At 50.8% G+C, this 21,427-nt stretch carries 21 protein-coding genes; 11 read left to right on the top strand and 10 right to left on the bottom strand.

What is annotated here, in order from left to right; translation table 11 throughout:
* Positions 1 to 243 precede the first annotated feature (243 nt).
* From hupB to bolA, 6 genes are all read right to left on the bottom strand, one after another.
* On the bottom strand, positions 244 to 534 hold the full coding sequence (gene hupB / locus GFC06_RS22135) for a nucleoid-associated protein HU-beta (protein ID WP_219352570.1): 291 nt from the start codon (positions 532 to 534) through the stop codon (positions 244 to 246).
* Between the two features lie 190 nt (positions 535 to 724).
* The gene (gene lon / locus GFC06_RS22140) at positions 725 to 3,079 is read right to left on the bottom strand and encodes an endopeptidase La (protein WP_016152052.1); all 2,355 of its coding nucleotides are present in this window, start codon (positions 3,077 to 3,079) and stop codon (positions 725 to 727) included.
* Positions 3,080 to 3,263: 184 nt separating this feature from the next.
* Positions 3,264 to 4,538, bottom strand: coding sequence for an ATP-dependent protease ATP-binding subunit ClpX (gene clpX, locus GFC06_RS22145; protein ID WP_003831013.1), 1,275 nt, complete (start codon positions 4,536 to 4,538; stop codon positions 3,264 to 3,266).
* Between the two features lie 126 nt (positions 4,539 to 4,664).
* Complete coding sequence (gene clpP / locus GFC06_RS22150; protein ID WP_003021624.1) at positions 4,665 to 5,288, bottom strand: ATP-dependent Clp endopeptidase proteolytic subunit ClpP; 624 nt, start codon at positions 5,286 to 5,288, stop codon at positions 4,665 to 4,667.
* Between the two features lie 247 nt (positions 5,289 to 5,535).
* A complete protein-coding gene (gene tig / locus GFC06_RS22155; protein ID WP_153690666.1) occupies positions 5,536 to 6,834 on the bottom strand; it encodes a trigger factor in 1,299 nt (432 codons plus the stop codon).
* A 344-nt stretch (positions 6,835 to 7,178) separates the two neighbouring features.
* On the bottom strand, positions 7,179 to 7,496 hold the full coding sequence (bolA, locus tag GFC06_RS22160; protein ID WP_016152051.1) for a transcriptional regulator BolA: 318 nt from the start codon (positions 7,494 to 7,496) through the stop codon (positions 7,179 to 7,181).
* A gap of 306 nt (positions 7,497 to 7,802) precedes the next feature.
* Between bolA and GFC06_RS22165 the strand changes: the two genes are divergently transcribed.
* The 7 genes from GFC06_RS22165 to cyoE all read left to right on the top strand — a co-directional run bounded on the left by GFC06_RS22165 (position 7,803) and on the right by cyoE (position 15,154).
* Positions 7,803 to 8,381, top strand: a complete 579-nt coding sequence (locus tag GFC06_RS22165) for a lipoprotein (RefSeq protein ID WP_016152050.1) — start codon at positions 7,803 to 7,805, stop codon at positions 8,379 to 8,381.
* 44 nt (positions 8,382 to 8,425) lie between these two features.
* Positions 8,426 to 9,901: a muropeptide MFS transporter AmpG gene (ampG, locus tag GFC06_RS22170; RefSeq protein WP_153690667.1), complete on the top strand. Its 1,476-nt coding sequence runs from the start codon at positions 8,426 to 8,428 to the stop codon at positions 9,899 to 9,901.
* A 459-nt stretch (positions 9,902 to 10,360) separates the two neighbouring features.
* Entirely contained in the window at positions 10,361 to 11,308 is a 948-nt protein-coding gene (gene cyoA / locus GFC06_RS22175; protein WP_003847580.1) for a cytochrome o ubiquinol oxidase subunit II, read from the top strand.
* 19 nt (positions 11,309 to 11,327) lie between these two features.
* Positions 11,328 to 13,319, top strand: a complete 1,992-nt coding sequence (cyoB, locus tag GFC06_RS22180) for a cytochrome o ubiquinol oxidase subunit I (RefSeq protein WP_003831008.1) — start codon at positions 11,328 to 11,330, stop codon at positions 13,317 to 13,319.
* Entirely contained in the window at positions 13,309 to 13,923 is a 615-nt protein-coding gene (locus GFC06_RS22185; RefSeq protein WP_003831007.1) for a cytochrome o ubiquinol oxidase subunit III, read from the top strand. The genes cyoB and GFC06_RS22185 overlap by 11 nt, the downstream gene beginning before the upstream one ends.
* Positions 13,923 to 14,252, top strand: coding sequence for a cytochrome o ubiquinol oxidase subunit IV (locus GFC06_RS22190; RefSeq protein WP_003831006.1), 330 nt, complete (start codon positions 13,923 to 13,925; stop codon positions 14,250 to 14,252). Before GFC06_RS22185 ends, GFC06_RS22190 begins: the two co-directional genes overlap by 1 nt.
* 11 nt (positions 14,253 to 14,263) lie before the next feature.
* Positions 14,264 to 15,154, top strand: coding sequence for a heme o synthase (cyoE, locus tag GFC06_RS22195; RefSeq protein WP_003831005.1), 891 nt, complete (start codon positions 14,264 to 14,266; stop codon positions 15,152 to 15,154).
* A 59-nt stretch (positions 15,155 to 15,213) separates the two neighbouring features.
* Here cyoE and GFC06_RS22200 read toward each other — a convergent pair whose 3' ends face one another.
* The 3 genes from GFC06_RS22200 to GFC06_RS22210 are packed head-to-tail and all read right to left on the bottom strand — an operon-like array spanning position 15,214 to position 16,498.
* A complete protein-coding gene (locus GFC06_RS22200; protein ID WP_016152048.1) occupies positions 15,214 to 15,537 on the bottom strand; it encodes a DUF1493 family protein in 324 nt (107 codons plus the stop codon).
* On the bottom strand, positions 15,537 to 16,004 hold the full coding sequence (locus tag GFC06_RS22205) for an STM2901 family protein (protein ID WP_153690668.1): 468 nt from the start codon (positions 16,002 to 16,004) through the stop codon (positions 15,537 to 15,539). The genes GFC06_RS22200 and GFC06_RS22205 overlap by 1 nt, the downstream gene beginning before the upstream one ends.
* 11 nt (positions 16,005 to 16,015) lie before the next feature.
* On the bottom strand, positions 16,016 to 16,498 hold the full coding sequence (locus tag GFC06_RS22210; protein WP_016155861.1) for an Hcp family type VI secretion system effector: 483 nt from the start codon (positions 16,496 to 16,498) through the stop codon (positions 16,016 to 16,018).
* 182 nt (positions 16,499 to 16,680) lie between these two features.
* Between GFC06_RS22210 and GFC06_RS22215 the strand changes: the two genes are divergently transcribed.
* Positions 16,681 to 18,045 carry an MFS transporter gene (locus tag GFC06_RS22215; RefSeq protein WP_016152045.1) on the top strand — a complete coding sequence of 455 codons (1,365 nt, stop codon included), beginning with the start codon at positions 16,681 to 16,683 and terminating at the stop codon, positions 18,043 to 18,045.
* 94 nt (positions 18,046 to 18,139) lie between these two features.
* Here GFC06_RS22215 and GFC06_RS22220 read toward each other — a convergent pair whose 3' ends face one another.
* Entirely contained in the window at positions 18,140 to 18,631 is a 492-nt protein-coding gene (locus GFC06_RS22220) for a YajQ family cyclic di-GMP-binding protein (RefSeq protein WP_003831002.1), read from the bottom strand.
* Positions 18,632 to 18,805: 174 nt separating this feature from the next.
* Here GFC06_RS22220 and panE point away from each other — a divergent pair, with 174 nt between their 5' ends.
* Genes panE through GFC06_RS22235 form a run of 3 tightly spaced genes read left to right on the top strand, consistent with a single transcriptional unit; the run spans position 18,806 to position 21,381 of the window.
* Positions 18,806 to 19,717 carry a 2-dehydropantoate 2-reductase gene (panE, locus tag GFC06_RS22225; protein ID WP_153690669.1) on the top strand — a complete coding sequence of 304 codons (912 nt, stop codon included), beginning with the start codon at positions 18,806 to 18,808 and terminating at the stop codon, positions 19,715 to 19,717.
* Positions 19,680 to 20,270: a protein deglycase YajL gene (gene yajL / locus GFC06_RS22230; RefSeq protein WP_016155859.1), complete on the top strand. Its 591-nt coding sequence runs from the start codon at positions 19,680 to 19,682 to the stop codon at positions 20,268 to 20,270. Before panE ends, yajL begins: the two co-directional genes overlap by 38 nt.
* A gap of 31 nt (positions 20,271 to 20,301) precedes the next feature.
* Positions 20,302 to 21,381 carry a hypothetical protein gene (locus GFC06_RS22235; RefSeq protein ID WP_141875508.1) on the top strand — a complete coding sequence of 360 codons (1,080 nt, stop codon included), beginning with the start codon at positions 20,302 to 20,304 and terminating at the stop codon, positions 21,379 to 21,381.
* Positions 21,382 to 21,427: the final 46 nt, after the last annotated feature.

Below are 21,427 nucleotides of genomic sequence, written 5' to 3' on the forward strand. Positions count from 1 at the left end.
TGACTATACGCGTTATCTCTCAAGCCGCCTGCGCGTTGTCACCACAGCGGCGGCAAGGATTTTGAGTATATATGCTTCACGCAGCATAGCGTTTCCTGAACGCTGCGTACAAAGGCCTATTGTGACAAGAAACAGGGGCAATTGTCAGCCCACAACGCGTAGAAAGTACCGGAATTACAAATAAAAAAGGCACATCAGTCGATGCGCCCTTGTACTTCGTCACATCCCCAAAGGGGAAATCACTTAGTTTACCGCGTCTTTCAGTGCTTTACCTGCACGGAAGCCCGGTACTTTAGCCGCGGCGATGGTGATCTCTTTACCTGTTTGCGGGTTGCGACCAGTACGGGCAGCACGCTCTTTAACGGCAAAAGTACCAAAACCTACCAGCGCTACGTCATCACCTTCTTTCAGAGATTCAGTAACAGAAGCAATAATTGCATCTAACGCACGTCCAGCCGCAGCTTTAGAGATATCAGCCCCTGCAGCAATTTTGTCGATCAGTTGAGATTTATTCACTCTTCTCTTCCTCTTTATAATTTATATCGCACCTGAATCCTTCAAAGTGCGAACGCGCAGCAGTTATATCAGGCCTGCCATGCCCTTACAACACCCGTTAATGATGGCAAGCCCAATCCGTCATCTAAATTAGCTATACAAAAAAAGGCTGGCAAGTCCGAAATGGCCTGCCAGCCCTGTTTTTATTAGTGCTCTTTGCGCGAGGTCACTATTTTGCGGTCACAACCTGCATTCCGGAGGGCTCATTTTGCAACGCGAGCGTCAGAACCTCCTCAATGCGTTTCACCGGATGGATGTCCAGATCGGCAATTACGTTGTCCGGAATCTCTTCCAGGTCACGTTTGTTTTCGTCTGGAATTAAGACCGTTTTAATACCACCACGGTGTGCTGCCAGCAGTTTTTCTTTCAAACCACCAATAGGCAGAACCTGGCCACGCAGGGTGATCTCGCCGGTCATCGCCACGTCGGCGCGAACCGGGTTACCGGTCAGACAAGAAACCAGCGCGGTACACATGGCAATACCTGCACTTGGACCGTCTTTCGGCGTCGCCCCTTCAGGTACGTGAACGTGGATGTCGCGTTTTTCGTAAAAGTCCGGATTAATACCCAGTTTTTCCGCACGCGCGCGCACCACGGTCAGCGCAGCCTGAATGGATTCCTGCATGACTTCACCCAGAGAACCGGTGTAGGTCAGCTTTCCTTTACCCGGTACGCAAGCGGTTTCGATGGTCAGCAGATCGCCGCCCACTTCCGTCCATGCCAGACCGGTTACCTGACCAACGCGGTTTTCGTTGTCCGCGCGGCCATAGTCAAAGCGCTGTACGCCCAGGTAGTCGTGCAGGTTGTCGCCATTGATCTCAATATGTTTCAGCGACTTGTCGAGCAGCAGCTGTTTCACCGCTTTACGGCACAGTTTGGAAATTTCACGCTCCAGACTACGCACGCCAGCTTCACGGGTGTAATAACGAATAATGCCCACAATAGCGCTATCGTCGACCGTCAGCTCGCCTTTTTTCAGCGCGTTACGCTCAATCTGTTTCGGCAACAGGTGACGTTTAGCAATGTTCAGCTTCTCGTCTTCGGTATACCCGGACAGACGGATCACTTCCATACGATCCAGCAACGGTGCGGGAATATTCATGGAGTTAGAGGTCGCAACGAACATCACGTCGCTGAGATCGTAGTCCACTTCCAGGTAATGATCGCTGAACGCCACGTTCTGCTCTGGATCCAGCACCTCAAGCAGTGCGGAAGCCGGATCGCCACGCATGTCGGAAGACATTTTGTCGATCTCATCAAGCAGGAACAGCGGGTTTTTAACGCCCACTTTAGCCATTTTCTGGATCAGTTTACCCGGCATCGAACCAATATAGGTCCGGCGGTGACCGCGAATTTCAGCTTCATCACGCACGCCGCCCAGTGCCATACGGATATATTTACGTCCGGTTGCTTTAGCGATGGACTGTCCCAGAGAAGTTTTACCTACCCCCGGCGGCCCAACCAGGCACAGGATCGGCCCCTTGATTTTATTCACACGGCTTTGAACCGCGAGATACTCAAGAATACGGTCTTTGACGCGTTCCAGACCGTAATGGTCGGTATCGAGGATTTCCTGAGCCTGACGCAGATCTTTTTTGACCTTGCTACGCGCATTCCATGGCACCTGAACCATCCAGTCGATGTAGCCACGGACTACGGTCGCTTCCGCTGACATCGGAGACATCATTTTCAGCTTCTGCAGTTCTGCTTCCGCTTTCTCTTTTGCCTCTTTCGGCATTTTCGCCGCGTCGATTTTACGCTTCAACGCTTCGTTTTCGTCCGGCGCATCGTCCATCTCGCCGAGCTCTTTCTGAATGGCTTTCATCTGCTCGTTCAGATAGTACTCACGCTGGGATTTTTCCATCTGCTTTTTAACGCGGTTGCGAATGCGTTTCTCAACCTGCAGCAGATCGATTTCAGATTCCATCATCGCCATCAGATATTCCAGACGTTCGTTAACGTCGGACATCTCCAGTACGGACTGCTTGTCAGCAAGCTTCAGCGGCATGTGCGCAGCGATGGTGTCCGCCAGACGTGCAGGATCGTCAATGCTGTTCAGCGACGTCAGCACTTCGGGCGGGATTTTCTTGTTCAGCTTGATATAGCCTTCGAACTGGCTGATAGCGGTACGCACCAGCACTTCCTGTTCGCGCTCATCAATAGCAGGCGAGTCAAGGTACTCCGCTTTCGCAGAGAAGTGCTCGCCGTTGTCAGACAGCGCTGAAATACGCGCGCGCTGTAACCCCTCGACCAGCACTTTTACGGTGCCGTCAGGCAGTTTCAGCATCTGCAAAATAGAGGCCACGGTCCCGACGGTGAAAAGATCGTTTACACCCGGCTCATCCGTTGACGCTTCTTTCTGGGCAACCAGCATGATTTTTTTATCATGGTCCATAGCCGCTTCCAGACAACGGATAGATTTTTCCCGCCCTACAAATAAGGGTATGACCATGTGCGGATAAACCACCACATCGCGCAACGGCAATACGGGGATTTCAATGCGTTCAGAACGCTCAGGATTCATAGAGCTCTCTCTTAGTTTAGTTTCCGCCAGGTAATCAGGTGGTACGACTGTGCTCCACACCACCTTTAACATGTATGTCAGTATATGGGGATGTTTCCCACACATTCAACGCCATGTTTACGGAAAAATAAAAGGGGAGATAAAATCCCCCCTTATTAATTAAATGCCTGTATGAATTGATGAATTATTCGCCAGATGCCTGCTGCGCTTCCGGCTTACCGTAAATCAGCAATGGCTTGCTCTGGCCGCCAATCACCGACTCATCGATCACCACTTTTTCGACGTCTTCCATAGAAGGCAGATCGTACATGGTGTCAAGCAGTGCGGCTTCGACGATAGAACGCAGACCACGAGCACCGGTTTTACGTGCCATCGCTTTCTTGGCGATCGCATCCAGCGCTTCCTCACGGAATTCCAGATCAACACCTTCAAGATTGAACAGCGCCTGGTACTGCTTGGTCAGGGCGTTTTTCGGCTCTTTCAGGATCTGGATCAGCGCTTCTTCGCTCAGTTCGCTCAGCGTCGCTACAACCGGCAGACGCCCGATGAACTCAGGGATCAGACCAAATTTGATCAGATCTTCCGGCTCCACCTGCGACAGCAGTTCACCTTCACTGGCTTTATCAGACTGCGCTTTTACCGTTGCGCCAAAACCAATACCGGAGCCCGTTTCAACACGGTTAGCAATGACTTTATCCAGACCGGCAAAGGCACCGCCACAGATAAACAGGATCTTGGAGGTATCAACCTGCAGGAATTCCTGCTGAGGATGTTTACGCCCCCCCTGCGGTGGAACGGCAGCAACCGTACCTTCGATCAGTTTCAACAGCGCCTGCTGTACGCCTTCGCCGGAAACGTCACGGGTAATGGACGGGTTGTCAGACTTACGAGAAATCTTGTCGATTTCATCGATATAGACGATCCCGCGCTGTGCTTTCTGCACGTCGTAATCGCACTTCTGCAGCAGTTTCTGAATAATATTTTCAACATCTTCACCCACATAACCGGCTTCGGTCAGCGTGGTGGCATCGGCCATAGTGAACGGAACGTCCAGCAGGCGTGCCAGCGTTTCAGCCAGCAGCGTTTTACCGGAACCCGTCGGGCCAATCAGCAGGATGTTACTTTTGCCCAACTCGACGCCATTGCTGGTGTCGCCGTTGCGCAGACGTTTGTAATGGTTGTATACCGCGACCGCCAGCACTTTCTTCGCCTGCTCCTGACCGATAACGTAATCGTCCAGGTGGTTGCGAATTTCATGTGGCGTCGGCAGCGCACTGCGTTCACGGTGCGGTGCTACTTCCTTAATCTCTTCGCGAATGATGTCGTTACATAAATCAACACATTCGTCGCAGATATACACGGATGGTCCGGCAATCAGCTTACGCACTTCATGCTGGCTTTTGCCGCAAAAAGAGCAGTACAACAATTTGCCCGAGCCATCTTTGCGTTTATCTGTCATGGGTCAAAACCTCTTCTTTGTTCTTTGTGCCGCACACGACGACGCAAATGCCATTCTCAGGCGCAAGACGCTAGTCAGCGTTGTGCCGCTCCAGGTAATTATAGCGGTACACCTGCGCGCTGGGCATTAATTACGATGGGTCAAAATCGAGTCGACCAGACCGTACTCTACCGCTTCAGAAGCGGAGAGGAAGCGATCGCGCTCGGTATCACGTTCAATCTGCTCAAGAGATTGACCCGTATGATGCGCCATAAGTTCGTTCATGCGCCCTTTTACCTTCAGGATTTCACGGGCATGAATTTCAATATCCGTTGCCTGGCCCTGGTAACCGCCCAGAGGCTGGTGGATCATGACGCGAGAGTTAGGCAGGCAAAAACGTTTACCTTTCGCCCCGGCAGTCAGCAGGAACGCGCCCATTGAGGCCGCCTGGCCCATACAAATGGTGCTGACGTCCGGCTTAATAAACTGCATGGTGTCATAGATAGACATCCCGGCAGTGATCACTCCACCAGGGGAGTTGATGTACAGGTAGATATCTTTTTCTGGGTTTTCTGCTTCCAGGAACAGCATCTGCGCCACGATCAGGTTAGCCATATGGTCTTCGACCTGGCCGGTCAGAAAAATGACGCGTTCCTTAAGTAGACGAGAATAGATATCAAAAGAGCGCTCACCACGTGAGGTCTGTTCAATGACCATCGGCACCAGCGCCATATGGGGTGCAAAGTTATCTCGTTCGCCGCTGTATGACATTTCCGTCTCCTGGATAAAATTTGAAAAAACCTGCTGTGCTGATTGTAACCTTATGGACGGATTATCAGCTAGTCCCTCTGTAATGGGTACGACATCGCCATAATTCAAGCATAACAATCTTTTGTTGTAACGCTAACACTGAAACGCTGTTTTCGCACTCTTCCCATGCAAAATCCGTGACAAAAAAAAACCCGCCACCAAAAGGTGACGGGCTTGCGTACGAAATTCGTGCTAAATAAGCGACGAATTACGCCTGCTGGTTCATCAGCTCGTTGAAGGAAGTGGCTTTTTCAGTCACTTTCGCTTTCGCCAGAACGGCTTCAACAGCCTGCTCTTCCAGAGCGACATTACGCATGTTGTCCATCAGCTCTTTATTTTTGCTGTAGAACTCAACAACTTCTTTCGGATCTTCGTAAGCAGAAGCCATCTCTTCGATCAGGCCTTTAACGCGATCTTCGTCAGCTTTCAGCTCGTTGGTACGAATCACTTCGCCCAGCAGCAGACCTACAACTACGCGACGCTTAGCCTGTTCTTCGAACAGTTCACGCGGCAGTTCCAGAGCTTGTTTTTCGTTGCCGCCAAAACGCTGTGCAGCCTGACGACGCAGAACGTCGATTTCGCTGTCGATCAGAGCAGCCGGAACGTCGATGTCGTTAGCTTTTACCAGACCTTCGATCGCCTGAGATTTAACGCGGTTACGCACAGCGCCTTTCAGCTCGCGTTCCATGTTTTTACGTACTTCAGCGCGCAGACCCGCTACGGAACCATCTTCAACGCCGAAACGTTTGATGAATTCTTCAGTCAGTTCCGGCAGTTCGCGCTCTTCAACTTTCTTCAGGTTGATAACGAACTTAGCGGCTTTACCTTTCAGGTTTTCAGCGTGGTACTCTTCCGGGAAGGTCACATCGATAGTGAACTCTTCGCCAGCTTTGTGGCCTTTAACGCCTTCTTCAAAGCCTGGGATCATACGACCCTGGCCCATCGCCAGTACGAAGTCAGACGCTTTGCCGCCTTCGAACTCTTCGCCGTCAACAGAGCCGGTGAAGTCGATGGTTACACGATCTTCTGCATCAGCAGCGCCGTCTTTGTCTTTCCAGGTAGCCTGCTGCTTACGCAGGGTGTCCAGCATCACGTCAACGTCAGCGTCGGTGACTTCAACAACCGGTTTTTCAACTTCGATTGCTTCCAGGCCAGTCAGCTCAACTTCCGGGTAAACTTCAAACTCTACCGCGTAAGTAAAATCTTCACCCAGTTTGTATTCGCCCGGAACGTAGTTCGGTGCGCCAGCCGGATTGATTTTTTCTTTGATGATCGCGTCAACGAAGTTGCGGCTCATCAGGTCGCCCAGAACGTCCTGGCGAACAGACGCGCCATAACGCTGAGCAACAACATTCATCGGTATTTTTCCTTTGCGGAAACCGTCAATACGCACTTTCTTCGCTACGTTGACCAGCTCGCTTTTCACAGCGGTCTCGATGCTGTCAGCAGCGATAGTAATCGTTACACGGCGGCCAAGGCCTTGAGTGGTTTCAACTGAAACTTGCATCTTGTTACCTCAAAAAATCACAGTGCTCGGTCAACTCTTCTCCGCAAGCACAGGTTGTTGGCTTCGCGGAACTGGGATGTTCTCATAAGCAATCACATTCCCTGTCGTCAGAATCATCCCGAAGACATTCCGAAAAATAAGACGCGCATTATAGCGGCATCACTTTTATGAGTCGAGAACGGTTATCGCGCGTTGCTGCGGCTTTTTTCACAATTCCCGGCTAATTTTTGTCTGAATACTGTACGACTGCCCCAGAATTCAGACAAAACAAAACGGCCCGCAGGCCGTTTTCACATAATCTGTAGCAACATACTGGAAAAGCGTCGGTTGTTGCAAATCCGTTTTTACGCGATGCTTCCCGCCCCACGACACGGAGGCGATGCAAAAATCGTATCCTGCAACGCTTCCCACTCCTTAATGGTGTAGGTATGCAGGGCAAGTGCATGAACGGTTGTGGAAAGCTCCACCGTTAAGGTGCTGTAAATCATCCGATGACGATTCAGAAAACGCTCACCTGTAAAGCGATCGCTAACCAGCACAACCTTAAAGTGGCTTTCAGAACCTGCCGGGACATTGTGACGATAGCTTTCATCCACAACTTCGAGGAACACGGGTTGGAACGCTGCCCTTAATTTTTCTTCTATTTGCTCACGAATCATCATGAAGTTTTTCCTCCGACAACGCTGAGATGTCACCCATCCCTTTAAATACTAGCCGCTTTTACCGCTTTCATTACACCTTAGCAACAAAAAATTAGCGTTTGTCTGATTTTCTCAGCCAAATGGATGAAGTTCACTAAATCCTCACTTCGATTTATTGCAAAAAGTCCGTTTATGGTCTCCACAAAGACATAAAACTGACAACACAATGAATTTACATGCGTTACCCACTTCCCCTCATCGTTGGCGATGTTATGATGGCGGGAATTTTCTCCAACCATACAATTTAGATTCGCTGAGAGCCCTGGCATGTTTAAAAAAATCCTCGTCCCGTTTGTCGCGCTGTTTATGTTAGCTGGATGCGCAACGCCGCCGACCACTATTGAAGTTTCCCCGAAAATTACCCTGCCACAGCAGGACCCGAGCCTGATGGGTGTGACCGTTAGCATCAATGGTGCCGACCAGCGTCAGGATCAGGCGCTGGCAAAAGTTACCCGTGACAACCAGCTTGTTACCCTGACCGCGTCCCGCGATCTGCGCTTCCTGCTGCAAGAAGTACTGGAAAAACAGATGACCGCACGCGGTTATATGATTGGGCCAAACGGTGCTGTTAACCTGCAAATCATTGTTAGCCAGCTGTATGCAGACGTGTCCCAGGGTAGCGTGCGCTATAACATCGCCACCAAGGCAGACATCGCCATCATTGCGACTGCTGCTAACGGCAACAAGATGACCAAAAACTACCGCGCAAGCTATTCTGTTGAAGGCGCACTGCAGGCCTCTAACAAAAATATCGCTGACGCCGTTAACAGCGTGCTGACCGATACCATCGCTGATATGTCTCAGGACACCAGCGTTCACGATTTCATCAAGCAGAACGCTCGTTAATTTCTGCCCATATGGCCCGGCGTTCGTCGGGCCTATAGAAGCCCATGTCCAGTCATTACTTACGTATTTTTCAGCAACCACGTTCAGCTATCCTGCTCATACTGGGATTCGCCTCCGGTTTACCGCTCGCACTGACCTCGGGTACGCTTCAGGCATGGATGACGGTCGAGAATATCGATCTTAAAACCATCGGTTTCTTTTCTCTGGTCGGCCAGGCCTACGTGTTTAAGTTCCTCTGGTCTCCGCTAATGGACCGCTACACGCCGCCGTTTTTAGGTCGACGCCGTGGTTGGTTGCTGGCAACTCAGGTGCTGTTACTGATTTCTATCGCCGCGATGGGCTTTCTGGAGCCTGGCACGCAGCTACGCTGGATGGCCGCGCTTGCGGTGGTGATCGCGTTTTGCTCGGCATCGCAGGATATCGTCTTTGACGCATGGAAAACCGACGTGCTACCCGCCGAAGAACGCGGCACCGGCGCGGCTATCAGCGTGCTGGGCTATCGTTTAGGGATGCTGGTTTCCGGTGGGCTGGCTCTGTGGATGGCCGACCGCTGGCTGGGCTGGCAAGGAATGTACTGGCTGATGGCGGCGCTGCTGATACCTTGCATCATTGCTACCCTGCTAGCGCCCGAACCGACTGATGCCATTCCGGTGCCCAAAACGCTGGAGCAAGCGGTTGTGGCCCCTCTGCGCGACTTCTTTGGTCGTAACAATGCCTGGCTAATTCTGCTGCTTATCGTTCTGTATAAGCTCGGGGATGCCTTTGCCATGAGCCTGACTACAACCTTTTTAATCCGCGGCGTCGGATTTGATGCGGGTGAAGTAGGCGTGGTGAATAAAACGCTCGGACTGCTGGCAACCATCGTTGGCGCGCTGTACGGCGGGATCCTGATGCAACGCCTTTCGCTGTTTCGCGCATTGCTGATTTTCGGCATCCTGCAGGGGGCGTCGAATGCGGGCTACTGGCTATTGTCCATCACTGACAAACACATGTTCAGTATGGCCGCCGCCGTCTTCTTTGAAAACCTGTGTGGTGGCATGGGTACGGCAGCGTTTGTCGCCTTATTAATGACGCTGTGCAATAAGTCCTTTTCAGCGACCCAGTTCGCTCTGCTCTCCGCGCTTTCAGCCGTTGGTCGCGTTTACGTTGGCCCGGTAGCAGGTTGGTTTGTTGAAGCGCACGGGTGGCCAACGTTTTATTTGTTCTCTGTGTTTGCCGCTATCCCCGGCCTCATACTGCTGCTGGTTTGTCGTCAGACTCTGGAACATAGCTGGCAAAATGAGAGCTTTATTCCGCGCACGGAATTTCGTGGCGCGTACAGTCTGGCATTAATGACGTTGGTTGTGGGCTGCTGTCTGCTGGTGGTTTGGCTGCTGCTGTTAACCATGAACGCGCTGGATTACACCCACTTCTCCTTCCTGCCGGAACTGCTGGAAATCTCGGTGGTGGTCGCGGTCTGCGGGGTCGTTTTTGGTGGATTGCTGGATTATCTGGCACTGCGCAAAACCCGCCTGGCGTAAAAATCCACATTAATATCGCCGTTGTAATCACCCTGCGTAATTATAACGGCTAAATAAACAACAATTACTAAAAATATTATTTGTTATTTTGTGCGCCAAAGAATTTGGAAATTATTGACGCCTTTTATATATACTATTTCCCTTACTCGATTCAGCCACTACAGATTTATTTTTTGTTCTTCAATTGTCTTTTTATTGATAATCAATTGTTAAACAATTGTTTTATTTTCGTATTGGTTATACCAATTGCCCTCAGCACGTCTCCCGCTTGCCCGCTTTCGTTATAACGTGATGTTGCAACAGGTTCTTAAAGTCAAAACGACATATATTGCAACATATGTGACATGCCCGGCAGAACCCAGTAACACAGATCCAAGGATGTTTACAGTAATGTAACCTTCCCGTAAAATGCCCTCACACTTTAAACGCCACCCGGTCCCGTGGAATTGAGGTCGTTAAATGAGACTCAGGAAATACAATAAAAGTTTGGGATGGTTGTCATTAATTGCAGGCACTGCATTACTCAGTGGCTGTAATTCTGCGCTGCTTGACCCTAAAGGACAGATTGGACTGGAACAACGTTCTCTGATACTGACGGCATTTGGCCTGATGTTGATTGTCGTTATTCCTGCCATCTTGATGGCTGTTGGTTTCGCCTGGAAGTATCGTGCAAGCAATAAAGATGCGAAGTACAGCCCGAACTGGTCACACTCCAATAAAGTGGAAGCTGTGGTCTGGACGGTGCCGATCTTAATCATCATTTTCCTTGCCGTACTGACCTGGAAAACCACTCACGCTCTTGAGCCAAGCAAACCGCTGGCGCATGACGAGAAGCCCATTACCATTGAAGTGGTTTCCATGGACTGGAAATGGTTCTTCATCTATCCGGAACAAGGTATCGCTACCGTGAATGAAATCGCCTTCCCGGCGAATACTCCGGTTGAGTTCAAAGTGACATCCAACTCCGTGATGAACTCCTTCTTTATCCCGCGTCTGGGTAGCCAGATTTATGCCATGGCCGGTATGCAGACTCGACTGCATCTGATCGCCAACGAAGTCGGTACTTATGATGGTATCTCCGCAAGCTATAGCGGACCAGGCTTCTCCGGTATGAAGTTCAAGGCTATCGCAACAAAGGACCGCGCCGAATTCGACCAATGGGTTGCTAAAGCTAAACAGTCCACGAACACCATGAGCGACATGGCTGCGTTCGAAAAAGTGGCTGTGCCAAGCGAATACAACCAGGTGGAATACTTCTCCAACGTGAAACCAGATTTGTTTAAAGACGTTATTAACAAATTTATGGCTCACGGTAAGAGCATGGACATGACCCAACCCGAAGGTGAGCACAGCGCACACGAAGGAATGGAAGGCATGGACATGAGCCACGCGGAATCCGCTCACTAAGGGGCCGAGGAAGAATACGATGTTCGGAAAATTGACGCTGGATGCAGTGCCGTTCCATGAACCAATTGTCATGGTTACGATCGCTGCCATTATCATCGGTGGTGCGGCCTTACTGGGCCTAATCACTTACTTCGGTAAGTGGACCTACCTGTGGAAAGAGTGGCTAACTTCGGTTGACCACAAACGCCTTGGCATCATGTATGTCATTGTCGCAATCGTCATGTTGATTCGTGGCTTTGCCGACGCCATCATGATGCGTAGTCAGCAAGCGCTGGCTTCTGCAGGTGAAGCGGGCTTCCTGCCACCTCACCACTACGATCAGATCTTCACGGCTCACGGCGTGATTATGATCTTCTTCGTGGCAATGCCATTTGTTATCGGTCTGATGAACCTGGTGGTTCCGCTGCAGATCGGCGCACGTGACGTTGCATTCCCGTTCCTGAACAACCTGAGCTTCTGGTTCACCGTTGTCGGCGTAATCCTGGTTAACCTGTCTCTGGGCGTGGGTGAATTCGCACAGACCGGTTGGCTGGCGTACCCGCCACTCTCGGGAATAGAGTACAGTCCAAGCGTCGGGGTCGATTATTGGATATGGGCAGTCCAGTTGTCCGGTATTGGTACAACCCTAACCGGGATCAACTTCTTTGTGACCATCATTAAGATGCGTGCGCCAGGAATGACCATGTTCAAGATGCCGGTATTTAGCTGGGCATCGCTGTGTGCGAACATCCTGATTATCGCGTCTTTCCCAATCCTGACGGTTACCGTCGCGTTGCTGACCCTGGATCGCTATTTAGGCACCCATTTCTTTACCAACGATATGGGCGGCAACATGATGATGTACATCAACCTGATTTGGGCCTGGGGCCATCCGGAAGTGTACATTCTGGTTCTGCCGGTCTTCGGTGTGTTCTCCGAAATCGCTGCAACCTTCTCACGTAAACGTCTGTTTGGTTACACCTCACTGGTGTGGGCAACCGTGTGTATCACCGTTCTGTCGTTCGTTGTTTGGCTGCACCACTTCTTCACCATGGGTGCAGGCGCTAACGTAAACGCCTTCTTCGGTATTACCACCATGATTATCGCCATCCCGACCGGGGTGAAGATCTTCAACTGGCTGTTCACCATGTACCAGGGTCGTATCGTATTCCACTCAGCGATGCTGTGGACGATTGGCTTTATCGTTACCTTCTCAGTCGGCGGCATGACCGGCGTACTGCTGGCGGTTCCGGGTGCGGACTTCGTGCTGCACAACAGTCTGTTCCTGATTGCGCACTTCCATAACGTTATCATCGGCGGCGTCGTATTTGGATGCTTCGCAGGTATGACCTACTGGTGGCCAAAAGCGTTTGGCTTCACGCTGAACGAAACCTGGGGTAAACGCGCATTCTGGTTCTGGATCATCGGCTTCTTCGTGGCGTTTATGCCGCTGTATGTGCTGGGCTTTATGGGGATGACCCGTCGCCTCAGCCAGCAGATTGACCCGCAGTTCCATCCGATGCTGGTCGTTGCCGCCTGCGGTGCCGCGCTGATTGCATTGGGTATCCTGTGCCAGCTGATTCAGATCTTCGTTTCTATTCGCGACCGCGAGCAGAACCGCGACCTGACCGGTGACCCATGGGGTGGTCGTACGCTGGAGTGGGCAACCTCTTCCCCGCCTCCGTTCTACAACTTTGCCGTTGTGCCGCACGTTCACGAGCGTGATGCCTTCTGGGAAATGAAAGAAAAAGGTGAAGCGTACAAGCAGCCTGCGCACTATGAAGAAATTCATATGCCGAAAAACAGCGGTGCCGGTATCGTCATTACCGCTTTCGCAACACTGTTTGGTTTCGCCATGATCTGGCATATCTGGTGGCTGGCGATTGCAAGCTTCGCAGGCATGATTATCAGCTGGATTGTGAAAAGCTTTGATGAAGACGTGGATTACTACGTGCCGGTCCCGGAAGTCGAAAAACTGGAAAACCAGCATTTCGATGAGATTACTAAGGCAGGGCTGAAAAATGGCAACTGATACTTTAACGCACGCGACTGCCCACGCGCACGAACACGGGCACCACGATGCAGGCCAGACCAAGATCTTCGGATTCTGGGTCTACCTGATGAGCGACTGCATTCTGTTCTCTATTCTGTTTGCAACCTATGCCGTTCTGGTGAACGGCACCGCTGGTGGCCCAACGGGTAAGGACATTTTTGAACTGCCGTTCGTTCTGGTTGAAACATTCCTGCTGTTATTCAGCTCTATTACTTACGGCATGGCGGCGATCGCCATGTACAAGAACAACAAGAGCCAGGTTATCTCCTGGCTGGCGTTGACCTTCTTGTTCGGTGCCGGATTCATCGGGATGGAACTCTATGAATTCCATCACCTGATTGTTAACGGTATGGGTCCGGATCGCAGCGGCTTCCTGTCTGCGTTCTTCGCGCTGGTCGGCACGCACGGTCTGCACGTCACCTCCGGTCTTATCTGGATGGCGGTGCTGATGGTGCAAGTTGCTCGTCGCGGCCTGACCAGTACTAACCGTACCCGCATCATGTGCCTGAGCCTGTTCTGGCACTTCCTGGATGTGGTGTGGATCTGTGTGTTCACTGTTGTTTATCTGATGGGGGCGATGTAATGAGTCATTCTAACGAGAGCGGCGGCGCATCCCATGGCAGCGTAAAAACCTACATGACAGGTTTTATCCTGTCGATAATCCTGACGGTTATTCCGTTCTGGATGGTCATGACAGGTTCTGCCTCTCCTGCCGTCATTCTGGGAACTATTCTGGCAATGGCAGTGGTACAGATTCTGGTGCACCTGGTGTGCTTCCTGCACATGAATAGCAAATCTGATGAAGGTTGGAACATGACAGCCTTTGTCTTTACTGTGCTAATCATCGCCATCCTGGTTGTGGGCTCCATCTGGATTATGTGGAACCTTAACTACAACATGATGATGCACTAAGAGCGGCGATTATGATGTTTAAGCAATACCTGCAAGTAACAAAACCAGGCATCATCTTTGGCAACCTGATCTCGGTGATTGGGGGATTCCTGCTGGCCTCGAAAGGCAGCATTGATTATCCCCTGTTTATCTACACGTTGGTTGGGGTGTCACTGGTTGTGGCGTCGGGTTGTGTATTTAACAACTACATCGACAGGGATATCGACAGGAAGATGGAGAGGACCAAAAACCGCGTGCTGGTTAAAGGTCTGATTTCCCCTGCGGTCTCGCTGGTATACGCCACCCTGCTGGGTATTGCTGGCTTTATGCTGCTGTGGTTTGGCGCGAACCCTCTGGCCTGCTGGTTGGGGGTAATGGGCTTCGTGGTCTATGTGGGCGTCTATAGCCTGTACATGAAGCGCCATTCCGTTTATGGCACGCTGATTGGCTCACTCTCCGGCGCTGCGCCGCCGGTGATTGGCTACTGCGCCGTAACCGGTGAGTTCGATAGCGGTGCGCTGATTCTGCTGGCTATTTTCAGTCTGTGGCAGATGCCGCACTCTTACGCGATTGCGATTTTCCGCTTTAAGGATTATCAGGCAGCCAACATCCCGGTACTGCCGGTGGTGAAAGGTATTTCGGTCGCGAAGAACCATATCACGCTGTACATCGTGGCGTTTGCTATCGCCACGCTGATGCTCACCCTGGGCGGCTATGCTGGTTATAAATACCTGATTGTTGCTGCGGCGGTGAGTGTCTGGTGGTTGGGCATGGCGCTGCGCGGTTATAAAGTGGAAGATGACAGGGTCTGGGCGCGCAAGCTGTTCGGTTTCTCCATCATCGCCATTACCGCGCTTTCCGTGATGATGTCCGTTGACTTTATGGTGCCAAACTCGCAGAACCTGCTGACTTACGTCTGGTAAAGATCTGCTGATACGAAAAGGGTGCCTCCGGCACCCTTTTTTATTGGCAGGGATGTTATTCAGTCATAAAGCCATTTCCCCGCCTTTGCTGACTCTATAATCATCTCTACTGTCAAAGGCTTTAATTCAATTTCAGGAGGATCTTTTTTCCAGAAAGGGTATTCTTGTTCAATATAATTCCTTCCATCAAAGTTCGAATATTCAATATCAAAATGCTCAAATAAATCAGCTAAAAAATCATATGCATCTTCCGGAATAAACTGAAAATCATCCTCCAGGGTCCATTCTTTCGTGACCTGCTTAAGACCAGGTCTAAACCAACGTTCCCTGATTGGGTAATTCTTCATGATGTACTCAATAACTTCAGCTTCATAATTTCTCATCAGAACGATGTCCACTGTATGCGATCTTTGGGTCGTGCGATGAGGTTGTATTTATCGCGGGTATGTTTTGCCACCGCGAACAAAAGCACGATTAACTGAGCATGCCCGACAAAAGGAACCCAACGGCCTATGTAAGTTGCTATTTGGTTTGTTGGAACCATCTTCAATTTGGAAAACTTTCCCATAGGAGCGTGTAGTCTTAAACCAAACGGGAACCGAGCCCCTTTCAGAAGTTTTCTACATAGAATTGATGCAATACTAGTGCCTGGAGTGTTCGTGGCTGCTGATAGTTTTCCTTTGACAGGAATAAATGGTTGACCGATCAAAACCAGCATAACAGCGTCCGTGGTGATACCTAATGAATCTGCCAACTGCTCAATGAATATCAAATCAAACAGTTCACCCGACGTTACGTTAGCATGACCATGATACCAATAGGTTCCATTCGCCTCTTCAGTTGTGTCCATTCAATCCCCCATTATGCCGTCTGCCGGTCATTCCATGCGTCGGTATAGATAATGTTCCCGTCGCAATGCTTCCAGGTGATTTTTTCGTAGCGTAATTCTATGGTTTCAAGATGGTTATTATTCATGTCCTCTGGACCAGCCATCGAGGGAGAAACGGAGACAATCCGCACCCCTTCCAGAAACATATTGAAGTATTCAACTTCCTGACCGGCATCATTGATTTTGTACCAACGAATCTCTGCAGACTTAAGATTCTGACCAGAAGCGACAGCTTTGTATAAATACGGGCTGGAGTAGTCAAACTCTTTGACGATCATCATCGGTGAATGTTGGCGTGTGCCTGTTGGCTTGCCTGTACCGTTATCAGTGGGAATAGACAAATTGTGATGAAAGCCTTTAAATTCAATACTGTATTCTCTTCCCTTTACATCACACCCGCCCTTAATCAGCGCACCACCATCGTCATAAATCCACATATTGCCCGGAATCGCCATTTTCCTTTTCCCTCTTTCCATTAGAAATAACCACCAAAAGACTACACCTGTAATTATCGCAAGTAAATTAGTTGCAGTTGTAATTATTTCAATTTTCCCACTACACAATTCCACATATCGTAGAGGTTTACCGCACTCCTTCCCCGCTTTACACTAGGCGCGAAATTAATACAGAGGTGGGAATGAACGATTACAAAATGACGCCCGGTGAGTTGCGCGCCACCTGGGGTTTAGGGACCGTATTCTCGTTGCGCATGCTTGGCATGTTTATGGTTCTGCCGGTTCTGACCACGTACGGTATGGCGCTACAGGGGGCCAGTGAAGCGCTGATTGGCCTTGCCATTGGCATTTATGGTCTGGCGCAAGCCGTTTTCCAGATCCCCTTTGGTCTGCTTTCAGACCGCATCGGTCGTAAGCCGCTTATCGTCGGCGGGCTGGCGGTGTTCGTTCTCGGCAGCGTGATTGCCGCCCTCTCCGATTCAATCTGGGGCATTATTCTCGGTCGCGCTTTGCAAGGCTCTGGCGCGATTGCCGCCGCCGTGATGGCGCTGCTTTCCGACTTAACCCGTGAGCAAAACCGTACCAAAGCGATGGCGTTTATCGGCGTCAGCTTTGGTATCACCTTCGCCATTGCGATGGTGCTAGGACCGATCGTTACCCATGCGCTGGGGCTACACGCGCTGTTCTGGATGATTGCAGCTCTTGCAACCACCGGCATCGTGCTGACTATTTGGGTCGTTCCCAATAGCACCAGCCACGTGCTGAACCGCGAATCTGGCATGGTAAAAGGCAGCTTCAGCAAAGTGCTGGCGGAGCCCAAACTGCTCAAGCTCAACTTTGGCATCATGTGTCTGCACATTTTGTTGATGTCCACTTTCGTCGCCTTACCGGGCCAACTGGCGAAAGCCGGTTTCCCCGCCGCAGAGCACTGGAAAATTTATCTGGTGACGATGCTGCTGTCCTTTGTTTCCGTGGTGCCGTTCATCATCTACGCAGAAGTGAAGCGGCGGATGAAGCGCGTATTCCTCGCCTGCGTGTTACTGATCCTTATCGCAGAGATTGTATTGTGGAGCGCTAACGTGCGTTTTTGGGGGCTGATTGCAGGCGTTCAGATATTCTTCCTCGCCTTCAACCTGATGGAGGCCCTCCTCCCCTCGCTTATCAGCAAAGAGTCTCCGGCTGGCTATAAAGGCACGGCGATGGGCGTTTACTCCACCAGCCAGTTTCTTGGCGTGGCGATTGGCGGTTCGCTCGGCGGTTGGGTGGTCGAAATGTTTGATGGTCAGGCGGTATTCCTGGCCGGCGCGCTTCTGGCGGCAGTTTGGTTGTTGGTGGCAAGCACAATGAAAGAGCCGCCGTATGTCAGTAGCCTGCGAGTGGAAATCCCACCTGAGATTGCCGCAGATGACACCCTTAAGCAGCGTCTGCTGGCTAAAGAAGGGATAAGCGAAGTGTTAATTGTAGCGAAAGAGCATTCGGCTTACGTGAAAATCGACAGCAAAGTGACGAATCGATTTGAGGTTGAGCAGGCCATCAGCCAGGCGTGAAGAGTGCCAGATGGCGACTATCGTTTGATCCAGCCTACAAATAGCGTGTGCAACCTGTAGGCCGGATAAGCGTAGCGCCATCAGGCATTACGACTTAATCGCGGAAGTTCTTAAACTGGAACGGCTGGCCGAGATCGCCGCCGCGAACCAGCGCCATAACGGATTGCAGATCGTCACGCGCCTTGCCGGTCACGCGGATTTCTTCGCCCTGAATCTGCGCCTGCACCTTCAGTTTGCTGTCTTTGATCAGCTTAACGATTTTCTTTTGCACCGCGCTTTCAATGCCCTGTTTCAGCTTAGCTTCAACAAACCAGGTTTTACCGCTGTGCACGAAGGTTTCTGGTACGTCCAACGAAGTGCCTTCAATACCACGTTTCAGCAGCTTGGCACGTAAAATATCCAGCAACTGATTGACCTGGAAATCAGACTCGCTTAGCACCTTAATCGTCTTATTCGACTCGTTCAGCTCAAAAGTCGCTTCAACGCCACGAAAATCAAAGCGTGACTCCACTTCGCGGCTGGCGTTATCTACCGCGTTACGGGCTTCCTGAAGATCAACTTCAGAAACAATATCGAAAGATGGCATCTTTTCCTCTCCCTTCATTTTTGATGCGAAGCATAATACCTGCAAAGTTACACAACAGACAGCGCTATACTAGGCTGTATCCTTTAATTGTACGTGGTACTGATACCTGCGAACAATAATGGGGTACGGCCGATATGGATTAACACCTGGTGATGTTGCAGGTGAGGAGGAAGAATGAAAATTACCGTACTGGGATGTGGAGCGTTAGGACAGCTTTGGCTAACCACGCTGTGCAAACATGGACATGAGGTTCAGGGGTGGCTACGCGTACCGCAACCCTATTGCAGCGTTAACCTGATCGACACGGATGGGTCAGTATTCAATGAATCCCTGACGGCAAACGACCCCGATTTTTTGGCGAAAAGCGACCTGTTGCTTGTCACTCTGAAAGCCTGGCAGGTTTCTGATGCGGTCAAAGGCCTGGCCTCCATTCTGCCTGACACCACTCCCATTCTGCTGATTCACAACGGTATGGGGACGATTGAAGAGTTGCATAACATTAAGCAACCTCTGCTGATGGGCACCACAACCCACGCGGCACGCCGTGACGGCAACGTGATCATTCATGTCGCTCAGGGAACAACAAGGATTGGTCCGGCGCGTGAACAAGACGGTGATTTCAGTTATCTGGCTGAAGTCCTGCAAGAGGTGCTACCGGACGTCGCCTGGCACAACAATATTCGCGCTGAGTTGTGGCGCAAGCTGGCCGTCAACTGCGTCATTAACCCGCTGACCGCATTATGGGATTGCTCGAATGGAGAGTTACGCCATCATCCTGAAAAAATAGCGCTCATCTGCGAGGAGGTGGCGGCGGTCATTGAACGCGAAGGCCACCACACATCTGTGGATGATTTACGCTATTATGTTGAGCAAGTGATTGACAGTACGGCGGAAAATATCTCATCAATGCTGCAAGACATACACGCCCTGCGCCATACTGAGATCGACTACATTACCGGTTATTTGTTAAAACGCGCCCGCGCGCACGGCATCGCCGTCCCGGAAAATGCCCGCCTGTTTGAAATGGTTAAGAGAAAGGAAAGTGAGTATGAGCGCTCAAGCACTGGTATGTCTCGCCCCTGGTAGTGAAGAGACCGAAGCGGTCACCACTATCGATCTGCTGGTTCGCGGCGGAATTAAGGTCACGACTGCAAGCGTTGCCAGCGATGGCAGCCTGACGATCGTGTGCTCACGCGGCGTAAAACTACTGGCGGATGCACCATTAGTGGAAGTTGCTGACGGGGATTTCGACATTATCGTGCTGCCCGGCGGTATTAAAGGCGCCGAGTGTTTTCGCGACAGCCCTCTGCTTGTCGAAACCGTGAAACAGTTTCATCGCTCCGGGCGCATTGTCGCGGCAATTTGCGCCGCTGCCGCCACAGTCCTCGTCCCACACGATATTTTCCCCATCGGTAACATGACCGGTTTTCCGGCGCTGAAAGACAATATTCCCACTGACCAGTGGCAGGATAAGCGCGTCGTATGGGATCCGCGCGTCAATCTGTTAACCAGCCAGGGACCGGGAACCTCAATCGATTTCGGTTTAAAAATCATTGATCTCCTGGTGAGTCGCGAAAAGGCTTACGAAGTGGCATCACAACTGGTGATGGCTGCAGGAATTTATAACTACTACGAGTAATCTTCAGGCCACTCGCATTCAAGGAATTATGATGAAAGGATATCTGAGCGGAGTGGCTTTACTGCTCCTTCCCGGCTACGCCAGTGCGACTCAACTTGAAATTGAGAGCCTTGAGTATCGCTATCCCGCAAGCACTGAGATGCAATATCGCGTGCCGTGGTTTACCTCAACGGATAACCCACAGGTTGCAAAACGCATTAACGATTATATTTTCACAAGCTTTATCAATCAGCTACCGGGAAATAATCCACAAGCGACCGTGAATCAGTTTGCGAAATCAGAGATGAATCCCACCGCAAACCTTGACTACACGGTTGAGTATCGCGACGCCAAAGTGTTGACTCTCAACATGTTTGTCGAAGGCTGCGGGGCGTATTGCGAGTCGTACAATGTACCAATCAGCTTCGATTTAGCCAACGGCGCGACAATTACCCTTAACGACCTCTTTTCCCGCTCCACGATGACCGAATTAAACACCCGCATCAGAAAAGATATCCGCAGCCAAATTGATACCTTTGTTGACGCACAGAAATCACAAAAGCCGGAGCAAATAAAAGAAGACGGTGGAGATTCTGGCTTTGCCGAATTCTACGCATCGTGTGCAACCTACACCGACGGTCTGTACTACATCGACAAATTCTCCCTGCAAAAAGACCATCTGGCTTTCCTGAACGGACGTTGTAGCAACCACGCCAATCGCGCGGGTGACGAACTGGGCGATTTCACCACGAAAATCCCGACCGTTGAACTGCATAATCAGCTCACGCCTTACGGCCAGTATCTGACTGCCACAAAGAGATCTACACCGGTTTCGCCAGCGCCCGGCATTGACGGCAAGGTCATGTACGGCACGTTGGGAAAAAGCATGCGTATTGTGTTGAAGGTCGACTGCAAATACGGTGATTTTTTTGAAGGGGCTTACTTTTACCAAAAATTTGGCGCACCGATTGAATTAAACGGTAAATGCGACACAGCCGACAATCAACATTATGTACTTAAGACCTCTGCCGCTGAACAATCGGAAGAGAAGATAACGCTGGAGTTAAAAGACGGCGTCTATCAGGGTGTCTGGGAGTCGAACGGGAAAAAGCTCCCCATCCGTTTTGAATAATATTGTTATATTGCCGGATGGCAGCGTAAACAATTTATCAGGCCTA

It is taken from the genome of Citrobacter braakii (genome assembly GCF_009648935.1).
GTDB classification, from domain to species: Bacteria; Pseudomonadota; Gammaproteobacteria; order Enterobacterales; family Enterobacteriaceae; genus Citrobacter; species Citrobacter braakii.